The organism is Actinoplanes lobatus (genome assembly GCF_014205215.1).
GTDB classification, from domain to species: Bacteria; Actinomycetota; Actinomycetes; order Mycobacteriales; family Micromonosporaceae; genus Actinoplanes; species Actinoplanes lobatus.
The window spans coordinates 4473734-4492394 of the sequence record NZ_JACHNC010000001.1 but is presented as its reverse complement, the minus strand read 5'-3'; the positions used below and the strand labels follow the sequence as shown (position 1 = coordinate 4492394).

12 protein-coding genes are annotated in these 18661 nt (G+C 70.1%); 5 read left to right on the top strand and 7 right to left on the bottom strand.

All coding sequences use genetic code 11. From position 1 onward, the window contains the following. Positions 1-93 precede the first annotated feature (93 nt). Both BJ964_RS20750 and BJ964_RS20745 read left to right on the top strand, forming a co-directional pair. Complete coding sequence (locus BJ964_RS20750; protein WP_188122210.1) at positions 94-1182, top strand: hypothetical protein; 1089 nt, start codon at positions 94-96, stop codon at positions 1180-1182. A 115-nt stretch (positions 1183-1297) separates the two neighbouring features. Beyond that, positions 1298-2614, top strand: a complete 1317-nt coding sequence (locus tag BJ964_RS20745) for an MFS transporter (protein ID WP_188122209.1) — start codon at positions 1298-1300, stop codon at positions 2612-2614. A gap of 123 nt (positions 2615-2737) precedes the next feature. On the opposite strand, the gene BJ964_RS20740 is transcribed toward BJ964_RS20745, so the two are convergent. Next, positions 2738-4621 (bottom strand): tetratricopeptide repeat protein, encoded by a 1884-nt coding sequence (locus BJ964_RS20740; RefSeq protein ID WP_188122208.1) that lies wholly within the window; start codon positions 4619-4621, stop codon positions 2738-2740. A 402-nt stretch (positions 4622-5023) separates the two neighbouring features. Here BJ964_RS20740 and BJ964_RS20735 point away from each other — a divergent pair, with 402 nt between their 5' ends. Continuing rightward, entirely contained in the window at positions 5024-8212 is a 3189-nt protein-coding gene (locus tag BJ964_RS20735) for a DUF4132 domain-containing protein (protein ID WP_188122207.1), read from the top strand. 397 nt (positions 8213-8609) lie between these two features. Here the strand turns inward: BJ964_RS20735 and BJ964_RS20730 are convergent, their stop codons facing one another. The 6 genes from BJ964_RS20730 to BJ964_RS20705 all read right to left on the bottom strand — a co-directional run bounded on the left by BJ964_RS20730 (position 8610) and on the right by BJ964_RS20705 (position 14065). Beyond that, positions 8610-9173 carry a DUF5994 family protein gene (locus BJ964_RS20730; protein WP_188122206.1) on the bottom strand — a complete coding sequence of 188 codons (564 nt, stop codon included), beginning with the start codon at positions 9171-9173 and terminating at the stop codon, positions 8610-8612. Between the two features lie 120 nt (positions 9174-9293). Continuing rightward, complete coding sequence (locus BJ964_RS20725; protein ID WP_188122205.1) at positions 9294-9458, bottom strand: hypothetical protein; 165 nt, start codon at positions 9456-9458, stop codon at positions 9294-9296. 166 nt (positions 9459-9624) lie between these two features. Then, positions 9625-9972, bottom strand: a complete 348-nt coding sequence (locus BJ964_RS20720) for a lipopolysaccharide assembly protein LapA domain-containing protein (RefSeq protein ID WP_188122204.1) — start codon at positions 9970-9972, stop codon at positions 9625-9627. A 222-nt stretch (positions 9973-10194) separates the two neighbouring features. Continuing rightward, complete coding sequence (locus BJ964_RS20715) at positions 10195-10452, bottom strand: hypothetical protein (RefSeq protein ID WP_188122203.1); 258 nt, start codon at positions 10450-10452, stop codon at positions 10195-10197. A 444-nt stretch (positions 10453-10896) separates the two neighbouring features. After that, on the bottom strand, positions 10897-12618 hold the full coding sequence (locus tag BJ964_RS20710; protein ID WP_188122202.1) for a hypothetical protein: 1722 nt from the start codon (positions 12616-12618) through the stop codon (positions 10897-10899). Positions 12619-12670: 52 nt separating this feature from the next. After that, entirely contained in the window at positions 12671-14065 is a 1395-nt protein-coding gene (locus BJ964_RS20705; protein WP_229806987.1) for a M28 family peptidase, read from the bottom strand. A 333-nt stretch (positions 14066-14398) separates the two neighbouring features. On the opposite strand from BJ964_RS20705, the gene BJ964_RS20700 reads away from it, so the two are divergent. Both BJ964_RS20700 and BJ964_RS20695 read left to right on the top strand, forming a co-directional pair. After that, a complete protein-coding gene (locus BJ964_RS20700) occupies positions 14399-15361 on the top strand; it encodes a pectate lyase family protein (RefSeq protein WP_188122201.1) in 963 nt (320 codons plus the stop codon). A 1271-nt stretch (positions 15362-16632) separates the two neighbouring features. Next, positions 16633-18624, top strand: a complete 1992-nt coding sequence (locus BJ964_RS20695) for a Pr6Pr family membrane protein (RefSeq protein ID WP_188122200.1) — start codon at positions 16633-16635, stop codon at positions 18622-18624. Positions 18625-18661: the final 37 nt, after the last annotated feature.

Sequence of the window (18661 nt, the reverse complement as noted above, 5' to 3'; positions counted from 1 at the left end):
GGACGGCCCGCCTCATTCACGGCGGATGAGAACCGGTCACGTTCACCCCGTCCGGATGATCCGCGCATCGGGCCGGGCCGATGTCATGGATCCGTGACAGCCTCTGCGACGACGGTTCTGCTGCTGGTGGTGGGTGCGCGCTTCCTCGTACCCCTGCTGATCCCGCGCTATCCCCTGCCGGCGATCGTCGCGGCGCTGATCCTGGACGGCATCGACCAGACGATCTTCCAGGCGTTCGGGTTCGACCCGCCCGGCTACCAGGGCTACGACAAGGCGATGGACGTCTACTACCTGGCGATCGCCTACCTGTCGACGCTGCGGAACTGGGCCGGCGGGCCGGCCGTGCGGGTGGCTCGGTTCCTCTACTTCTACCGGCTGATCGGGGTGGTCGCCTTCGAGCTGACCCAGTGGCGGACGCTGCTGCTGGTCTTCCCGAACACGTTCGAGTACTTCTTCATCGCGTACGAGGTGTATCGCCTCTTCTGGAACCCGGCGCGCGTCGCGCTACGCAGCTGGGTCATCACGGCGGCCGCGATCTGGATCTTCGTGAAACTGCCTCAGGAGTGGTGGATCCACGTCGCACAGCTCGACTTCACCGACGCGGTCGCCGAGGTGCCGTGGTTCGGCCCGGCGGTGGTCGCGGCCCTGATCCTGCTCGGCCTCATCTACTGGTACGCGGTACGCCCACGACAGCCCGAACCGGACTGGCAGTGGCACGTCGCCGCCGACCCGCTGCCCGACGGGGCCGTCACCGTGGCCGACCGCAACCGGTGGGTCGCCGAGCACGGCCGGTTCCTGTCCACCGGCACACTGGAGAAGGTGACCCTGATCGGCCTGCTGTGGGTGATCTACGCCCAGGTGCTGCCCAACACCACCGGCACGCCGATCCAACTGTTCCTCGGCACCAGCGTGTTCGTCCTCGCCAACGCCGCCGTCAGCCTCCTCGTCGCCCGGTCGGCACGCGGTGTGGAACGTACGCTGCTGGCGTTCGGCGTACGCGTACTGATGAACGTGGGTCTGATGTTCGTCGCCGAACGGCTGGCCAGCGCTGACGGCCGGCAGTTCGACTCGTCCGCCGCGCTCTTCTTCGTCCTGCTGCTCAGCCTGCTCACGCTGCTCGACGACCGTTTCCGGCCGATCCACGAGATCCGCTTCGCCGCCGCACCCGCCCGCGCGCCCTAGCTTCGTCCGTGTCCCCTAGCGGAACGCCGTTTCCCGACGGTAGGGTGCCCGCATGATCGGCCGAGCCAGGCGGACAATCGTGAGCCCCAACGACGAATCTGAGCAGATCAGGCAGGTGACGGCCTACCCCGGGCGCCCGCCGGTCAGCGTGCGCCGCGGCGCCGGGGCACCCTTCGGATGGTGGCCCGCCATCTGCATCGCCCTCGTCGCCGCCATCGACCGCATCGAATACAACCTGCTGGCCGGCGCGCTGCCGACGATCCAGAGGGAGTTCGGCTTCAGCGACAGCGAGGGCGGCGCGATCGCCACCGCCGGCGCGATCGCCGCCATCATCCTGCTGCTGCCCGCCGGAAAACTCGCCGACACCGGCAAACGCACCTGGACCGTCTCCGCGATCGTCGCCGTCTGGGCGATGCTCACCATCGGCACCGGCCTGGCCGGCTCCTACGCCGCCCTCTTCGCGGTCCGGGTACTGCTCGGCGCGGCCGGCCAGCTCTACAACCCGCCGTCGTCCAGCCTGCTCGGCGACCTCTACCCCGGCCCCGGCCGGGCCCGCGCCTACGGCTACGAGCGCATGGCCTACTTCGCCGGCCTGCCCATCGGCGTCATCGCCGGCGGCGCGCTCGCCCAGACCGTCGGCTGGCGCACCGGCTTCTTCCTGGTCGCCGTCCCCGGCATCATCATCGCAACCCTCGTACTCACCGTCCGCGAACCGATCCGCGGCGTCGGCGACCAGCTCTCCCGCTGGTACACCGAGGCTCCCTCATCCGATCTGCCCGCCGCGACCTCATCCGATTCGGCCGCCCCGATGCGGACCCAGTTGGCCACCCTGCTCCGTATCCGCACCCTGCGCTCGGTGATCACCGGCCTGAGCATCCTCTTCTTCGGCCTGGGCGGCCTCTTCTTCTGGATGCCGTCGTTCTACGCCCGCGAATTCGCCCTGCCCGAAGCCTCCGCGGCGGCCGTCGGCGGCGGCGCCGGCCTGGTCGGCATCGTCGCCGGCATACTCACCGGAAGCTGGCTCGGCGACCGCCACCACGGGCACCGGGTCGCCATCGGCGGCTGGTCGCTGCTGTTCGGCACGGCTTTCCTGGCCGGCGCCGTCAGCGTCCCGATCCTCGCACCGCAAGCCGTCTGCTTCACCCTCGCCAACGTCGGCTTCGCCGCCGCCATCGCCAATCTGACCGCCGCCAACGCCGACGTCGTCGCCGCACACCGCCGCGGCCTCGGCTTCGCCGTGCTCCAGATGCTGGTCACCCTCGGCGGCGCCCTCGGCCCGTGGTTGATCGGCCTGGCCTCCGACGCCAGCGGCTCACTGCGCTGGGCCTACACCGTCGTCCTTCTCCCCCTGATCATCGGCAGCCTGATCGTCCTCCGCGGCCAGCGCACCTACCGCCAGGACGCGGCAGCCGCCCTCGGCACCGACCGATAAAGACAACTTCATGTGCCCAGCTGGCTGCCTGGTCACCCTGCGCCCCTCCCGGGGAGAACGGCCTGGCTGCCCACTCGCCCTCACCCCAGCGGCTGACGCCGCACCCCACTCTCGACGCACCACCTAGCCGAGCGCGGCCATCAGTGCGGCCACCCGGTCGGCGACCTCTGGTGAGCGAGCACGGAGCGCGGCCAGGTCGGTCCGGGTCTCCAGGGTCTGCGACCAGAGCACCGCCCGCCCTGCCTCAGCCCGGCGCAGCGCCTCGCCCGGATCGCCTGGGAGCAGAGCCGCGGCAGCCTCGCCGGCAAGGCCGGCGCCCGCCTCGAGTTGGTACTCACGTTGTTCTCGGGTCAGGCCACGCCAGGCCAGGCGGGGGAGCAGATCTACCGCCAGTGTGTACGCCACAGCCGTCGGCTGGCCTGCCAGATACGCGATGTTGGCCCAGCCCCTGGCCGCCGCCAGCCGCTGCCGGGTGGGCGCGGCCAGGTCCTCCGCGACGCCAGACCACAGCTCGGCGGCGGTGGAAAGCTCGGCCGGGTCGCCGGTAACCGGGAATCGGTGGATGTGGGCTTGCGCGAGCCGGTCCATGACCTGTACCCGCAGGTCATGCGGTACGCCCTGGTGCAATGTCGCGGAAAGCGCCGCCACCGCCTCCTCGATGTCCGCCCGGTGTCCGCACCGTTCGAACCTGCGCAGCACCAGGGTCCCCAACTGGGAGGTTGTGTGCACGAGGTGGCCCGAGTCGTCAGCCGCCGCTTCGATCGCCTTCCTGCTGATCGTGATGGCCTCGTCCAGAGCGTCCTCTCCGGCCGAGGCAAGGGCCCCGGCAAGGTTGGCAAGGATCGCGGCGTGATGCAGGTGCCCGGGACGGCTGGCTTCGAGAGCCCGGCGGGCAGTCGAGACGGCCTCTTCGATGTCGGCCTGCTCGTTGTGCCGCTGGAAGCGGACGATCAGAGAAGTGCAGAGATTGGATGTCCAGCCGGCCAGATTCGTGCTGAGCGGGGCGATCTCGAGCACCCGGCGGAAACGGTCGATCGCTTCCTCGAGGTACTCGTCCGCTTGAGTCACGTTGAAGGCGAGGCGAAGCGCCAGGCCGCAGTTGGAGAGCGCGCCCGGCTCATCGGCAGTGCCCACCGCCTCCCGCGCCCCCGCCCGGCCGAAGCTGATCGCTTGGTCGAGTCGGTCCCGCTGCCCGTCCAGCTCGAACCAGAGCCGGGTCATAACGCTGAGGTTGGACAGCAGCCCGCCTCGAGCCGGGTGTCCCTCAGGGACGGCACGTAGGGCCAGCAGGTTCGCCTCGACTGCCTCAGCGAGGTCCGCGGGATGACCGGTTCGGTCGTACCGCAGTTGCTGGACGAGACCGAGTCGCAGCCGCCCGATGAACTGGTCCTCACCGGTTACGGCGGCTTCGACGGCGAGCCGGGCGGCCCCCAACGCGGCATCCCCGTCTCCGGCAGCACCGTACCGCTCGTAAAGTGTGGCGTACGCGAGGGCCGCGTTCGCGTGGACCGCGGATGCCGCCGGGTGCCCAGGTGAGACCCCCATTGCGGCGTCGGTCAGGTGCTTAGCGGACCGGACCAGGGCTGCTTGATCCGCGTCATGCACCGCATCGTGCAGAAGGATCTCGCCGATCATGGCGTGTTGGAGGGGGGTGGCGTCGGCCGAGGGCGGCAAGGCGCGCAACCGGTCGAGTTCAACGGCGTGTGGCCCGTCCATCTCGTTCAGCCAGGCCACCAGCTCACGCGGAACCAGGTCACCGTCGTTCTCGGCGAGTGATGCGAACGCGGAGAGCGCGACGGTGACATCCCACTGCCGCCGGTCGGGCGGTAGCAGCTGCAAACGCAGCCAACAGACGGACGCCACGGTGAAGATCTCTGCGACGGACATCGGCGCGTCGAGCAATTCCTTGACATCGCGCCGGGTCTGGGCATCGAGCACCGGCTCAGCATCCTGCCGATCGGCGTAGGCCAGATAGCGATCCCAGAGGACCGCAAGGGAAACGCTCATCTCAACCTTTCGACCCAGGCCCGTAGGTGCGACGTGTGCGCCCGTCAGGGCTGCACCGAGGAGGGCGCGGGCGCTGTCTGCCAGGTTTCCCCGCTCGCGCGGGGACTCCCGAATCGAACGGAAATACAAGGAAGCGCCTGCATGGCCTCGGCTGCCGTCGACACGCGGGGATCAGCTCGGCGAGCCGGTCCAGGGTATACACCTCCGAGCCGGCCGGCAGTCCGTCGGGAAAGCCGACACGCTGGAAAGCTGAATGCTCTAGCCAGTTGACCAGGCGCAGGTCATTGCACGGCCCGAGTCGCCGCGGCCAACCGTTTTGCCGCCTGTGGACAACGCCCGTTCCTGTCGTACCGGGCGGCTAACCTTCGCGGCACCGGAGACGGATCTGGGAGAGGATTCGCGATGCGTAGGTTCGTACTGCCCGATGAGGACACCTGGGCGCTGCCCGAGGCGTGGCGCCGGGAGCTGCGCCCGCGCCGGGGTGGGCCGGCCGTTCCCGGTCACGGGATTCCCGGCGACGCGGTCGACCGGTTACGCGCCTCGCTGGCTGGCCCCGACGTGGTGCAGGCGATGCAACGGGTCCGCGACCGGGCGGTGATCTACGACGCGGAGCTGCTCACGGCCGGCGAGGCACATCTGGACGGCTGGCGCGCCCCCGGCGGTCCCGATGGCGAGCCGGACCCACGTGCGGCCGCGGCGGCCGCCCTGCTCACCCGCCCGACCATCTACGCGATGGGCGAGCGGCTCGTGCACGCGTGGGTGTCCCGGTTCGGGCTCGTGTTCGCGGTTCGGGCCGTCGGAGAGATGACACGGCTGGTCGCTGACGGCACGCTGTGGGCGATCGACCCGGCCCCGGAGAAGACCTACGAGCGGCTGTGGCGCGGCGAGGACATGCATGACCTCGCACGGGTAGCGCGCGTCCTGCGGGCGCAGTTGGCGACCGCGCCCGACAGCGACTACGACCAGGCCTGCCGGATTCTCTCCGGGTACCGGAGCTCCCCGGTCGGGCGGATCGTGACGTCCTACCTGGTGCCCACACAGACAACCTGGGTGGAGGAGGACTGCGCGGCGACCGCCGCGGGCTGGCCCGGTGCACCGGACCGCAGTGAGGAGTTCAGCTGGGGCGACCACCGGCACCTGTCCGACCTGCTGCTCCTGGCCGTCGGCACCCTCGACCAGCTGGCCCTGCTCAGCGGCGCACTGCCCGGCCGCTTCCACGGCTACAAGGACCACAGTGTGGTCGGCACGGTGCTGGACGCGGTCGGGCCGGCCGCCGTCGTCGCCCTGCTCGGCGATCCGTTCTACCGCAAACTGTTGCGTCTCCACGAGGACGAGTGGATCAACCGGGAGCGGCTCCACCCGGACGCGGTCCGGCTGCTCGCCGAGGTGCCCTCCGACGACGCCATCCGGATGGTCTTCCGGGAGGTCGTGACCCTGAAGCCTCGTCCGGGCCTGGCCTTGAAGACCAAGGTGCTGACCCGATTCCCGGTGCGGGCGCTGCGTGTCCTCGCCGAGTTGGAGGCCGAGGAGTCCCACCCGGTGTTCACCGGCATCCTCGGGTTCCACCTGCTCACCGAGCCGCGGCTGCTGCCGGCCGTCGCCGGCTCCCTTCCGGCCGCGGCACGGGCCCGCGCCGAAGAGATCGTGGCCACCGGCGGCGCGGGCATCGGGGCCGCCTGGGCGGAGGTGCTCGACAACCACGAGCGGTGGGACCGGCCCGACCTCGACAGCGCCGATGAGCTGAAGAAGGCGATCAGCACGCTGGCCGCGATCCCGACCGAGGAGGCTCTGGGCCGGATCGTCGACCGCGTCGAGCGGAGACACTTCCGGCCGGCGCTGCTCACCGCCGCCAAGCGGGACCCGCGGTTGGCGCTGCGGGTGCTGGCGGCCAAGGCAGCCGACGAGACCGTCGCCGAACTGCTGCGCAACCATGTTCTCGCCTATCCGCAGGCGGTCGCGGAGACACTTCCCGACCTCGACGACGAGGCCCGCGCCCGGGTGGAGGCGATCACCGGCCCGGTGCGGCTGCCACCGGCCACCACGATCACCCCCGCCACCGCCGGCGGCCCGGCAACCTCCACCAGCCCGGCATCGAACGGCCCGGCCACGTCGAACAGCTCGGTGGCGAGCGGCCCGGCGACATCGAGCGGCGCCGCGCTTGTGGCGGGGTCGGCCGTGACACCGCAAGTGCTGGCGGGGCCGCCGCGCCGCGTTGACGGCAGGCCGATGCGGGCGCCGAGCCTTCCGGAGTGGCTGGTTCTGCCGACACTGCCCATCGTGACGTTGCGCGAAGGCGGCGGGCCGCTCTCGCCCGACGCGGTGCGCAATCTGTGCGGGCTGCTCGCCGCGTCGAAGATCAGCGCGGCGCATCCTGGGATCGCCGAGGTCAGCACAGTATGTGAACGGGCCACCCTGGCCGCCTTCGCGTGGGCGATCTTCGAGCAGTGGAAGGCCGCCCAATACCCCTCGCGGAGCAACATGGCGATGGTGGCGCTCGCCGTGCTCGGCGACGACGACGTCGTGGCGCCGCTGGTGGCGCACTTCGCGGAGTGGACGGGCGCCACCATGCGGGTCCGCACCGGCATGGCGGTGATCGCCGCGATCGGCACCGACACGGCGCTCACCCAACTCGACCGGCTGGCGCGCAAGGCGAAGAGCAAGGGCTTCCGCAAGTTCGCCGCGGAGCATCTCGACGAGGTGGCCGCTGCCCGTGGGCTGCGGCCCGAGGAGCTGGCCGACCGGATCGTGCCCGGTCTGGGTCTCGACGCGGACGGTCGCGCCGTCCTCGACTACGGGCCGCGCCGGTTCACCGTCGGCTTCGACGAGCAGTTCCAGCCGTCCGTCACCGACGCCCAGGGCAAGCGGCTGACCCGGCTGCCGCGCCCGGCCGCCACCGACGACGCGGAGCTCGCCGCCGCAGCCCAGCGCCGGTTCACCGAGCTGAGGAAGGACTTGAGGACCATCGCCGGCGAGCGGGCCCGCGCCCTCGAGGAGGCGATGGCGATGGGCCGTCGCTGGACCGGCGCAGACTTCCGCCGGCTCTTCGTCGACCATCCGCTGCACTGGCAGCTCACCCGCCGCCTGGTGTGGGCGGCGTTCGACGGGCAGGGCCGGGTGGCGGCCACCTTCCGTGCGGCTGAGGACCGCACCTTCGCCGACATCGACGACAAGACGTGGACCCTCGATCCGGCGGCGGCCGTCGGGGTGGCGCATCCGTGGCACTTCGGCGCCGACGGGGCAGGCTGGGCGGAGGTCTTCGCCGACTACGCGATCATCCAGCCGTTCCCGCAGGTCGGCCGGGAGGTGTTCACGCTCGGCGACCTCGATGTGGACGCCGTCGTCGGCAGCACGGTCGAGAGCCGCCGGATCTACGCGCTGACCGCCCGCGGCTGGCGTTTCGGCCACGGCCACGGCTCGTTGCTGCGCGACTGGCCCGGCGACGTCACGATCGAGCTGGTGTTCGGGCCGGGCTACCACTGGCAGGAGCCGGACCTGCCACAGAGCCTGACCGCCATCAGCGGCGAGCTGACCGCCCTCGATCCGGTCGGCGTCTCGGAGGTGGTGCGCGACGTCCGCTCGCTCCTGACCTGACACCCCGTCGAGGCCGACAAGGCGGGCCCGCAACGATTTCGACCTCACCTTCGAGGTCGTCAAGAAGCGCCGAACCAGGTCGGATTCAAAGTGCTACCCCGCAGCGGCGGTATCCGGTCTGTGGCGGGCGGTTGCCGGGTAAGGCGTGGGCATCCATGGTGTTCTGTTCGGCGGCGTGCCGGGCCCGGCACAGGAGCTGCTCCTGGCGCGCCGAAGCCCCGCCCCCTTGCGATGGGGATGGATGGACGCCAGTCACGCGTTCCGATGCCATCCATGGGGGCCGGGGTTCAGCGGCCTGTCGCCTGCGCTGTCATGCATCGACCACCTCCTCCGTTTCCGGCGGACCGTCCGGCCCGTCCAGCCTGCGTGGCCGGCGACGCGCGGCGTGACTCGGCTACTACCGTTCACGCCCGGCCGGCTCAGGCACCTTGTGCTCTGCCGGGGCGCGCCGGCCGCCGTCGGTTTCCCATGCGTCCTCGGGTGCATTGTCGACGGCTGCTCGGGCGGCTGGTGTGCTGACCGCGTGGACGATGTGCCGGGCCTGGACGCGGTTGGTGGTGGTGGCGGCCAGGATCATCGCCGTGTCGGCGGTGCCGCTTGCGGTGCCGGGTGCGACGACGAGCAGATCGACGCGTTCGTTGCGGTCGCAGATCGCGGTCAGCAGGCTGAGCGGTTGGCTGGTGAAGTAGCCCAGCCGGAGCACCCTGCCCTGCACGCTGAGGCGGCGGGGGTGGTTGTCCCAGCCTCCGGCGGCCAGCACGAGCCGGGTGACCGGGCCGCGAATCTTGTCGATGGCCAGGACCAGGCCGGGTAGTTCGGCGATGGGATCGGTGCTGCGTGGCCACCAGGCGCCGTCGAGCATGGTGCGTCGGGAGCCGGTGGGCTCAAGGCGCAGCCGCGGAACGGACGGTGGCGTCGCCGAGACGATGCTCGTGTGTGCGTGGACATTCGTGACTTTCATGGTCGACTCCTTCGCCCGCCGCCGATGTCACCCGGCGGGTCGAAACCGGCGGCGGGCTGGGTGTGTGCTGCTCCGAAACAGGGCGTTGCTGACGTACGTGCGATGAGCCGCCAAGTTGATCTAATGCGGGATCGTGAGCGTCTTGGCAGGGTGACGTCGGGTAGCTCGGGCCACCGCGGCGACGGCGGCGGAACCGGGTTTGATGCAGCGGCCGGCGGTGCGCGTGTTGCGCCAGCGACCTTCGGCCATCAGTACGGATGGCGGCGTCACCGAGACGACGGTCATGTGTGCGTCGGTAGTCGTGACTTTCATGGTCGACTCCTTCCGCCTGCCGCCGATGTCCACCCGCGGGTCGAACCGGCGGCGGGCTGGTGGGGGTGTGGTGGTCTAAAAAGGGGTGCCGAACCTCGGGGTGTCGTACCCGGGTGTCGGTCCAGCGGCGCTGGTCTTGCTAGCGGCGCTGGCTGGACAGCCGACGTAGCTGGGCGATCCGGACCGTGCCGACCACCATGACCAGGATCGCCGCGCCGGCCGCAGCGATCAGCAGCGCCAGGGCCAGCGGCAGGCTGCCGCCCATTCCCAGGAAATTGACCTGCACGCTACGGCTGTTCTGCCCGATGAAGACGATCAGCACCACGGACAGCAACGCGGCGGCACAGATGCCGGACCACGTCGAACCCGCGCGAGTGCGGGGCACCCGACCCGTCGGCGACGCCGCGGGCGCGACGACCTCGGCCTGCGGCGGCGAGGTCGTGGAATGAGCAGATGGGATTCGAGTGTGGTGCCGGTCGTCGAACATGACATCCCCTGAGCGGTGGGCCGGTGTGGCGGGCACCTCAAGAACGGATGTCGTCGATTCCGGAATACTCTCATCGTACGCCTGTTCGGCCGGAACGGCCTGCCGTGTCGACTGCGGCGTTCGCCCTGGCGTAACCGTGACGCAAATCCGAACGCCGACGCCCTACCTGTGTCTGCCTGAGCCGGAGACGCCGGAGCTCACGATCCGCCGCATGGTGACGAGCTACGGGCCGACCGGGCGGATCCACGGGTCGAGGATCAGGTGGTCGAGGCCGATCACGGCGAACTTGTCGTACAGCGGCTGTGTCAGCTGGACCATGTTCACCCGAATCTTGCCGAGCGAAACCGGGACCATGGCCGGCGCGCACAGCTCCCCTTCCTCGACCGGGCCGCTCGCCTCGACGAGATCGCCGTCCCGGACGATGAGCCCAGCCGGCTCCGCTGGAGCGAGCACCCGCACCGGTACTGGTTCCGGGAGCATTACGGGTACTGGGTCTCCTCCTCCTGCTGAGGGTGTCTGGTGAACAGCGAACACCAGCGACCCCGCCGCCAGGATCGCGGCCGCCACGGTACTGATCGGCGCCGGCCAGCCCCGCCGCTTCCGGCTCGCGTCCGACTCGGGCAGCGGTGGCTGGGTCGCCCGTCCGGGCTCGCCGGCCGCGATGTGCTGGTCGTCGCTCAGTCCAGGGCCACGATCACCAGACACACTTGCCTCCCTGCCATCTCCGACGTCCGCGCACCGCTCAGACGTCAGGCTTTGATCAACTTCCTTGGCGTCCCCCGAGCCAGCCAACCGCACCTCCGAACGGAGGAGGGCCCGCGCGGCGAGGCCGGGTGGGCGCACTCACCAGTAGTCAGCCGCGTTGGCGCGCAGTATCGGCACGTCGCGCCAAGCGGGCCGGCCGGGCGACAGGAACGGTCGACTCTATTCGGTCAGGCGGGTGCTGCTGAGGGTTTGGGGGGCGTCGGAGACGGCGCGGAGGAAGGCCGGCTCGACCGGGGGGATCTTGACGGCCTTGTCCTTCTTCGACGGGGCCAGCGTGTAGGTGGCCGTCGCACCGGCCGGGAGGGTTTCCGGACCGGTCTGGATCTTCCAGAAGTCGGCGATCGTCACACCGGTCACCACCGAGAAGTGCGGCGTCACCGGGGCGGAGGACCGGTTCGTCACATCGACCGTGAGCGTGTTCAGGGTCTCCCCCGCCACCACCGGCGTCTGCACCCGGAAGGTCAACGGCTGCGGGCTGGCCACGGCGACCACGAAACACGCCGCGGCGGGCAGGAACAGACCGGCCATCACGGCGGCACGGACACGCACCGACGAGGGGAGACGAAGTTGGTAGGCGTCGGCGAAGTCGGCACGCGACGTGGTGACCAGGGCGACCAGCCACAGCGGCATGGTCAGCAGCCAGTACCCGTCCTGGGAACGGGTCGACACCATGAAAATCATCCACGGGAGCACGGCGATCGCCGGCCCGATCTTGCGCAGGAACAACGCGAACGTGACCAGCAGCGCCGCCAACAGCAACTGCGTCGCCCGGCCGTAGAAGTCCAGCGCCCCACTGCCACCGATCACGTAATGGGTGATCCCCGCCAGGCCCTGACCATGCGGAACAGCATGCTGCAACAGCGGCTCGAACACCCCGGTCAGCCACGCATGCGGCGTCTTGATCGCGAACGGCACGCTGGACAGCACGAACACGCCGAGCGCAGTCCCCCCGTACCGCAAAAGCAACAGGAAGGTGCCGCGCAGCCGCAGCGTGGGCAGCCGCAGCATAACCAGGCCGACCACCAGGAACAACGCGAGGAACCAACCCAGCTGGTGAATCGAACAGGCCGCGCCGAGGGCCGCGGCGCGGCCGAGGCCGAACCGGCCGAGACGGCCGTCGCGGCCGATCGACGGCCAACTCCACAGGGCCAGGCAGAGGAACGGCAGGGCGATCACCGACGGGTACGCGTTGTCGGCGTACGCCGTGAACGTGCCCAGCCCGAGCACCCCGAGCGTGGCGATCGGCCGCAACGGCCGCGGCGCCACCAGGAAGATGAACAGCACCGTGACCAGCAGTGCCAGCCACGACACGAGCACGATGCCGACCAGGTTCGGGAAGATCTTCTGCACCACGGCGCCGATCTCGACACCGAGTGGCGGGTAGCCGAAGTCGAAGACCGTCCGCCCATCCATCAACTGCGTCGGCAGGCCGGGCTCGATGCCCTTCCACGTCGCCGTGTACGGGTTACGCCCGTCGGCCAGCCCGCGAGCCGCCGCGTCCATCAGCATGCCCTCGTCGACCGTCAGCTTCTTCAGCCCGGCGACACCACCCCACGCACCGACCGACTTGATCGTGATCGCGGTCACCAGCACGCCGATGTCGAGCCGGGCCAGCGTCCGCCGGTGCGCCGCACACAGCGTGATCACCGCGAAGACCAGCATCGCCAGGTAGCAGCCAGTGATCAGCAGCGCCAGCCACGGGCGGGTCAGAACGTGCGCGTTCCAGAACGAGCGGGTGTTGACCACCAGGCCCATCACCGCGGCGAGGCTCAGACCCCGGTGCAACCACAGCACCAGATCAGGCCCGGCCGGGGAACTCACCCGCTCCAACCGCGCCGTAACCGCCTCGCCCCATGAGGGCTCCTTCACGTCCTGGATCACCGGCGCATCGTACAAGCACCGGGGCGACCATCAGGCCGCCCCGGGTGGCTTGTCAGGGTCGCAACGCGGTGGCGTAGGCAGCCGATCCGATCAGCTCGAGCGACACCTGCAACCGCTCCAGGCTGATGTTCTTGGCGATGGTGTCCTCCGGGCTGTGGTAGGGCGGTTCGAGCAGCGCCGGGGACGCCTCGCCGCGCCAGGAGAAGTTGGCCGCCGCGATGCCGACCTCCTGGAACGACTGGTGGTCGCTGGATCCGCGCAGGGTGACCGGGGAGATCCGCGGGTCGTAGCCGAGCCGCACGGCGGCCGCGGTGACCTCGTCGGTGGCCCGGTTGGCGAGCCCGGTGAAGGACAGCAGCCAGTACCGGGTGGCCGGGTCCCAGCTGGTGGCGACCATGTCGTTCTGGTAGACGCAGACGATCCGGTCGCGTTCCTCCTGCGGCAGCTGGGCCACGTAGTAGCGGGAGCCGATCAGGCCCTGCTCCTCGGAGCCCCACAGCGCGAACCGCAGCGGCGCCTCGGTGCGCAGTCCGCGCAGCGCCCGCGCCAGTTCCAGGTTGAGCACGGTGCCCGAGCCGTCGTCGTTGGCGCCCGGCGACCCGATCACCGAGTCGTAGTGGGCGCTGACCATGACCACCTTGCCGGTGGTCGTACGGCGACTGTCGGCGATCACGTTGTGCGAGGTGAGGCCGCGGTGCGCGGTGGTCCTGACGGTCAGTTTGAGGCGGCCGGCGGCGAGCAGTTCGCGGAGCCGGTGCTTCTGTGCCTGGGCGACGCCGACGACCGGGATCGCCGCCGGGTTCTCCGCGAGGCCGGGCAGCTGGGGGCTGAACGCCGACGCGCGGCGCGGTTCGACCAGGTCGACGGGGAGGAAGATGACGGCCGCGGCGCCCTGGGCGACGGCGGTGGCGACCTGTGTCTCGCGGTCGGCGAGCACGTAGTCGACCAGCACGATCTTGCCAGTGACGTCGGCCGGGTAGTCGGCGGCGGCGCCGGCCTTCACGTCCACCACCTCGCCGCGGACCCGGGTGTCGAGCGCGGCGTGCGGGGAGGCGCCGGCCTGCCAGATGAGGTCCTTCGGCAGGCCGCGGGGCGAGTCGAGCTGGGCGAGGAACTTGTCGGCAACCGGGAACGGCTGCAACGTCACGTGGTAGCCGAGGTGGTCGAGCACCCCGGCGATGTAGTCGGCCGCGATCTTCTCGGAGCGGGTGCCGCCGATGCGCGGGCCGATGCCGAGGGACAGCACCTTGAGGTGCTGGAGCGCGCGTTCGGCGGAGACGCGTTTCGCCACCTGGTGATCGCCACCGGTCAGCGTCGGTGGGCGGACCGCTCCCGGGCGCTGGTCGGTGACCGCCCAGGCCGGGGCCGGCAGCGCGACGGTGGCCGCGCCGCCCATGGCGATGGTGAGCATCCGGCGGCGGCTCAGTGAGGTTTTTGGTGTGTCCAAGGCTCCCCCTCGTGGCGGGGGACCGGCGCTCCGGTCGGAAGGCCGGTCCACATTAGGGGGAAGACTATGATCTATATAGCCGAGTTTCAATGACGTGCCGGATCCGCCCCGTCATCGGAACGTACGTGGCCATCGCCCGACATACGGCAAGATCCCCAGGTTGATCAACCTTTCGTGCGGTCCAATCCATTGACAGTGCTCGATTGCAGCGCTTACCGTCAGCCGAGGAAAGCGCTTACCCGCAGCTTGCGACCCGGGCCACCGACCGGACCGCGAGCGACCGCCGCCTACCCCGGGCGGCGCCGCCATCCGTCCCCCAACGGAGGAATCCCCATGTCCCCGTCACGCCGTACCGTCCTGTCCGCACTGTCCGCCGGCGCCCTGGTCACGGGCGGCCTCGCCGTCGTCGGCCCGGCCGCCCCCGCCTGGGCCGCCGAGTCCAGCCCCGTCGGCTACGCCAGCATGAACGGCGGCACCTCCGGCGGCTCGTCCTCGACCGTGGTCACCGTGACCACCGCGGCCGCCCTCAAGTCGGCGCTCAGCTCCAGCACCTCGCAGACCATCAGGGTCTCCGGGTTGATCACCATCTCCGGCATGTACAGCGTCGCCTCGAACAAGACGATCCTGGGAGTGGGCTCCAGCTCCGGCGTCACCGGCGGCGGCCTCAACCTCTCCAGCGTCCGCAACGTGATCATCCGCAACCTGGTGTTCCGCAACGCGAGCGACGACTCGATCAACGTGCAGGAGGGCACCACCAACGTCTGGATCGACCACAACGACCTGGCCAGCGGCTACGACGGCCTGATCGACATCAAGCGCGGCTCGGACTTCATCACGGTCTCCTGGAACCGGCTGCACAACCACGACAAGTCGATGCTGCTCGGCCACAGTGACGACAACGCCTCCCAGGACACCGGGAAGCTGCGGGTCACCTACGTGCACAACTGGTTCGAGGGCACCGGCCAGCGGCACCCGCGGGTCCGCTTCGCCAACCCGGTGCACGTGCTGAACAACTACTACAGCAACATCGGCTCCTACGGCGTCGCCTCCACCGAGAACGCGGGCGTCTACGTCGAGCGCAACTACTTCGAGAACGTCGCCACCCCGACGGTCACCCAGACCGGCGACTCCGACCCCGGCAACCTCAAGGTGCTCAACAACTACAAGGTCAACTCCGGCACCGAGCAGGTCCGCAACGGCGCCAGCGTCGCGGCGATCCCCTACTCGTACACCCCGCAGGCCAACAACACGGTCAAGGACACCGTCGTGGCCGGCGCGGGCGTCGGCAAGATCTGACAAAGCACCCCGATGGCGCTCACCCTCCGCGGGTGGGCGCCATCTTCGCTTCCTCTTCTTTCCGGTACGCCTACGAGCGCGCCCCTTCCGGTACGCCTACGAGCGCGCCCCTTCCGGTACGCCTACGAGCGCGCCCCTTCCGGTACGCCTACGAGCGCGCTTCTCGGTTGCGGGTGGCCGCGATGCCAAGTCGCGCATTCGGATGGCTGCGGCGTCATCCCGACCTGCCCGGCGATCTTGGTTGATGGCAGCTTTCGGGCCGATCTTGATTCCTGGCTGCCATCCGGCGGCTGACAATCGACCATTATCTATTTTCCATGGGAGACCGCGGGTTATCGGACACATCCGGGGGTCTTCTTGGGCGTTCGCGGTTCTACGTCAAGCGTCCAGTCGGGCGAATCCCCGAATGGGGCCGCCGTCCGCCGCGCTAGGTAGAAATGTCACTTTCACCGGAAGCAGTCGCCCGTTTCGCCCGCTTTGCATGCCGGCGTTATGCGATCTTGGACAGTTTTCCACCGTTTCAAGTCTTCTTCTTGGCCGCCTACGGCCGAATCCGCAATCCCTCGCCAGCAGGACGCGCCACCCGGAGCGATCTTGGACGATTTACCACCGCCTCGGGTGGAAAATCGTCCAAGATCGCACAACAGCGGCGTACAAAGCGGGCGAAACGGGCGCCTGTTTCCAGCGAAAGCCCCATTTTCGCCTGATGCGGCGGACGGCGCCCCCCATTCGGCGATTCGCCCGACCGGGCGCTTGACGTAGAACCGCGAACGCCCAAGAAGGAGACTCTTCGGGTAGCAAATCGTCCAAGATCGCTCCGGGGGACGCGTCCGCCGGCGAGGGATTGCGGATTCGGCCGTGGGTAGCCAAAGAGGAGGGCTCCCTGTGGCCGTGATTGCACAAGATCGCGCGGTTCGGCGACGACTGCTCAAGATACACATTGATGTCTGTGGGTGTCTTGAACGGTTGGCGGTGACCGGCCGAATCTCGTGGCGAAGGCGGGAAACAAGCGAACAGGCGACTTGACATCGACGCCAGGCGGCGATCGAGAACGAGACTCCTACATGGACCCGATGCTGCAGACCCGCCGCGGGCCCAGCAGCTGTTCCATGCCGGGCTGCCCGCGAGCCGGGTGCCACTCCAGCCCGCGACGCGCCGGCGATCTGGCGATCAATTCCCGAATCGGCCGTCCAGGTGGCACGGCGTTCGGTGAACCCGATCCGCCGCCACGGCGTAGCCGGAGGAAAGGGCCATCTGCGAAAGGGGACGGAATGAAGGCGCTCGCGAGTCCGCAGTCCCTCTGGCGCGTCCTGATCATCCTGGTCGCGGTGGCCGGCCTGTACGGCGACTACCACCGCATCATGGAGTACACGACCCAGAGCGCGGTCCTCGTGATCGGCTACTACGCGGTGGCCCTCCATCTGACGGCCCGCCGTACGACGACCGAGGCGCCCGCCCCTCGCCTGCGCACCGCGGTCCTGTCCTGGATCCTCCTGGACGCCGCGATGATCCAGATCCTCACCGGCGGCTACAACCCGCTGCCCGGGCTGGCCCGCACCGAGGTCCCCGGCGACTACCTCGGCACCGCCACCACGGCACTGATCGCGAACTGGTCGTTCTTCCTGCTGCACTATGTCCTGCCGCTGATGGTCCTGATCGACTGGCTGGCGTTCCGCCCCTACGGCGCCACCCGCTGGCGCGACCTGCCGATCTGGCTGCTCTACCCCCTCGGCTACTGCACCGTCGCGGTCGCCCGCAGCGCCCTGTTCCCGCTGGCCGAGTACAGCGCCCCGTACCGCTACCTCGACCTGGAGCGCGGCTTCCCGGCGGTGGGCTCCTGGATCCTCACCCTGAGCCTCGCCTACCAGGCCGGAAGCGCGATGCTCATCGCCGTCGACCACTCCCGCGCTCCCCGGATCCCGTCCTCGATGACGCCCGAAACCACCCCGGCCGACACCGGCCTCGAGGACGCCTGGCAGCACACCACCGACCCCGACGACCCGTGGCGGCCGTCCGACGATCCGCCGGCGCCCATCCCGGGACCGGGCAACCCAGGACCGAGCAACCCAGGACCGAGCAACCCAGGACCGAGCAACCCAGGACCGAGCAACCCAGGACCGAGGCCAAGACCGGGCAGCGTAGGACCGAGCAACCCAGGACCGAAGCCAAGACCGGGCAGCGTAGGAGCGGGCAGCCCAGGACCGGGGAGCCCAGGAGCGCAGGATCCACGGATGCCGGAAGCCGATCCGCGGGAACCCGCCACCGCGGCGCACGGCCCGGCCGAGACGACGGCCAGGTCCCACCGACCCGGTACACGAGCCTCCGAAGACCGGAACCGGCGCGGACAAGATGCTGCGGCATCCCCTTCCGGCCGGCCGACCACCAACGCGGATTCCGGCCCAGCTCGGGAACCCGCGGCCGCCACCGGCTGGCAGTACACCCCTGCCGAACCGACGGCCCCCTGGCTGGGCACACCGGTACCGTCACCCGCCGATCGGCGGCGGGCCCGAGTAGAGCCCACCACTGACCGGCGGCAGGCACCGACGGAACCCATCGCCGACCGGCGGCGGGCCCCGGTAGGACCCAGCACTGACCAGCGGCAGGCCCCGGTAGGACCCAGCGCCGATCGGCGCGGCGTTCCCGCTGGGCCCGGACCTGCATGGGCCGCGCCTCCGAGTGGCGCCGGCCCGGCCCGGCCGACCGAACCGGTGGAGGTACGGCCCAGCGCCCGAAGGCCGTCCGGGACGCGGCGGCCGGGCGGCCACACGGACGACCAGAACGACCGATCCCGCAGCCACACGGACGACCAGAACGACCGGCCCCGCAGCCACACGGACGACCAGAACGACCGGCCCCGCAGCCACACGGACGACCAGAACGACCGGCCCCGCAGCCACACGGACGACCAGAACGACCGGCCCCGCAGCCACACGGACGACCAGAACGACCGGCCCCGCAGCCACACGGACGACCAGAACGACCGGCCCCGCAGCCACACGGACGACCAGAACGGCCGATCCCGCGGCCACACGGGAGACGACAACGCGTGGCCGCGCGGCCACGCGGAAGACGACAGTCCCTGGCCCCATCGCCACCGGGGAGAAGGTAGCCCCTGGCCCAGCGTGCCGCGGGGATCGGAATCGGTCTGGCCGGGTGAGGCGACGGACCGCACGGCCGGCTCGCGAGGGTCCGCGGGTGGGACCGGATCCTATGAGCCTTCGGAGGAACCCGAGGGTGTTTGGAAGCCGCCCCGGCGGGTGTGAGCGTCCTTTTCCGCGCCCGCCGGTGGCCTCAGCCACC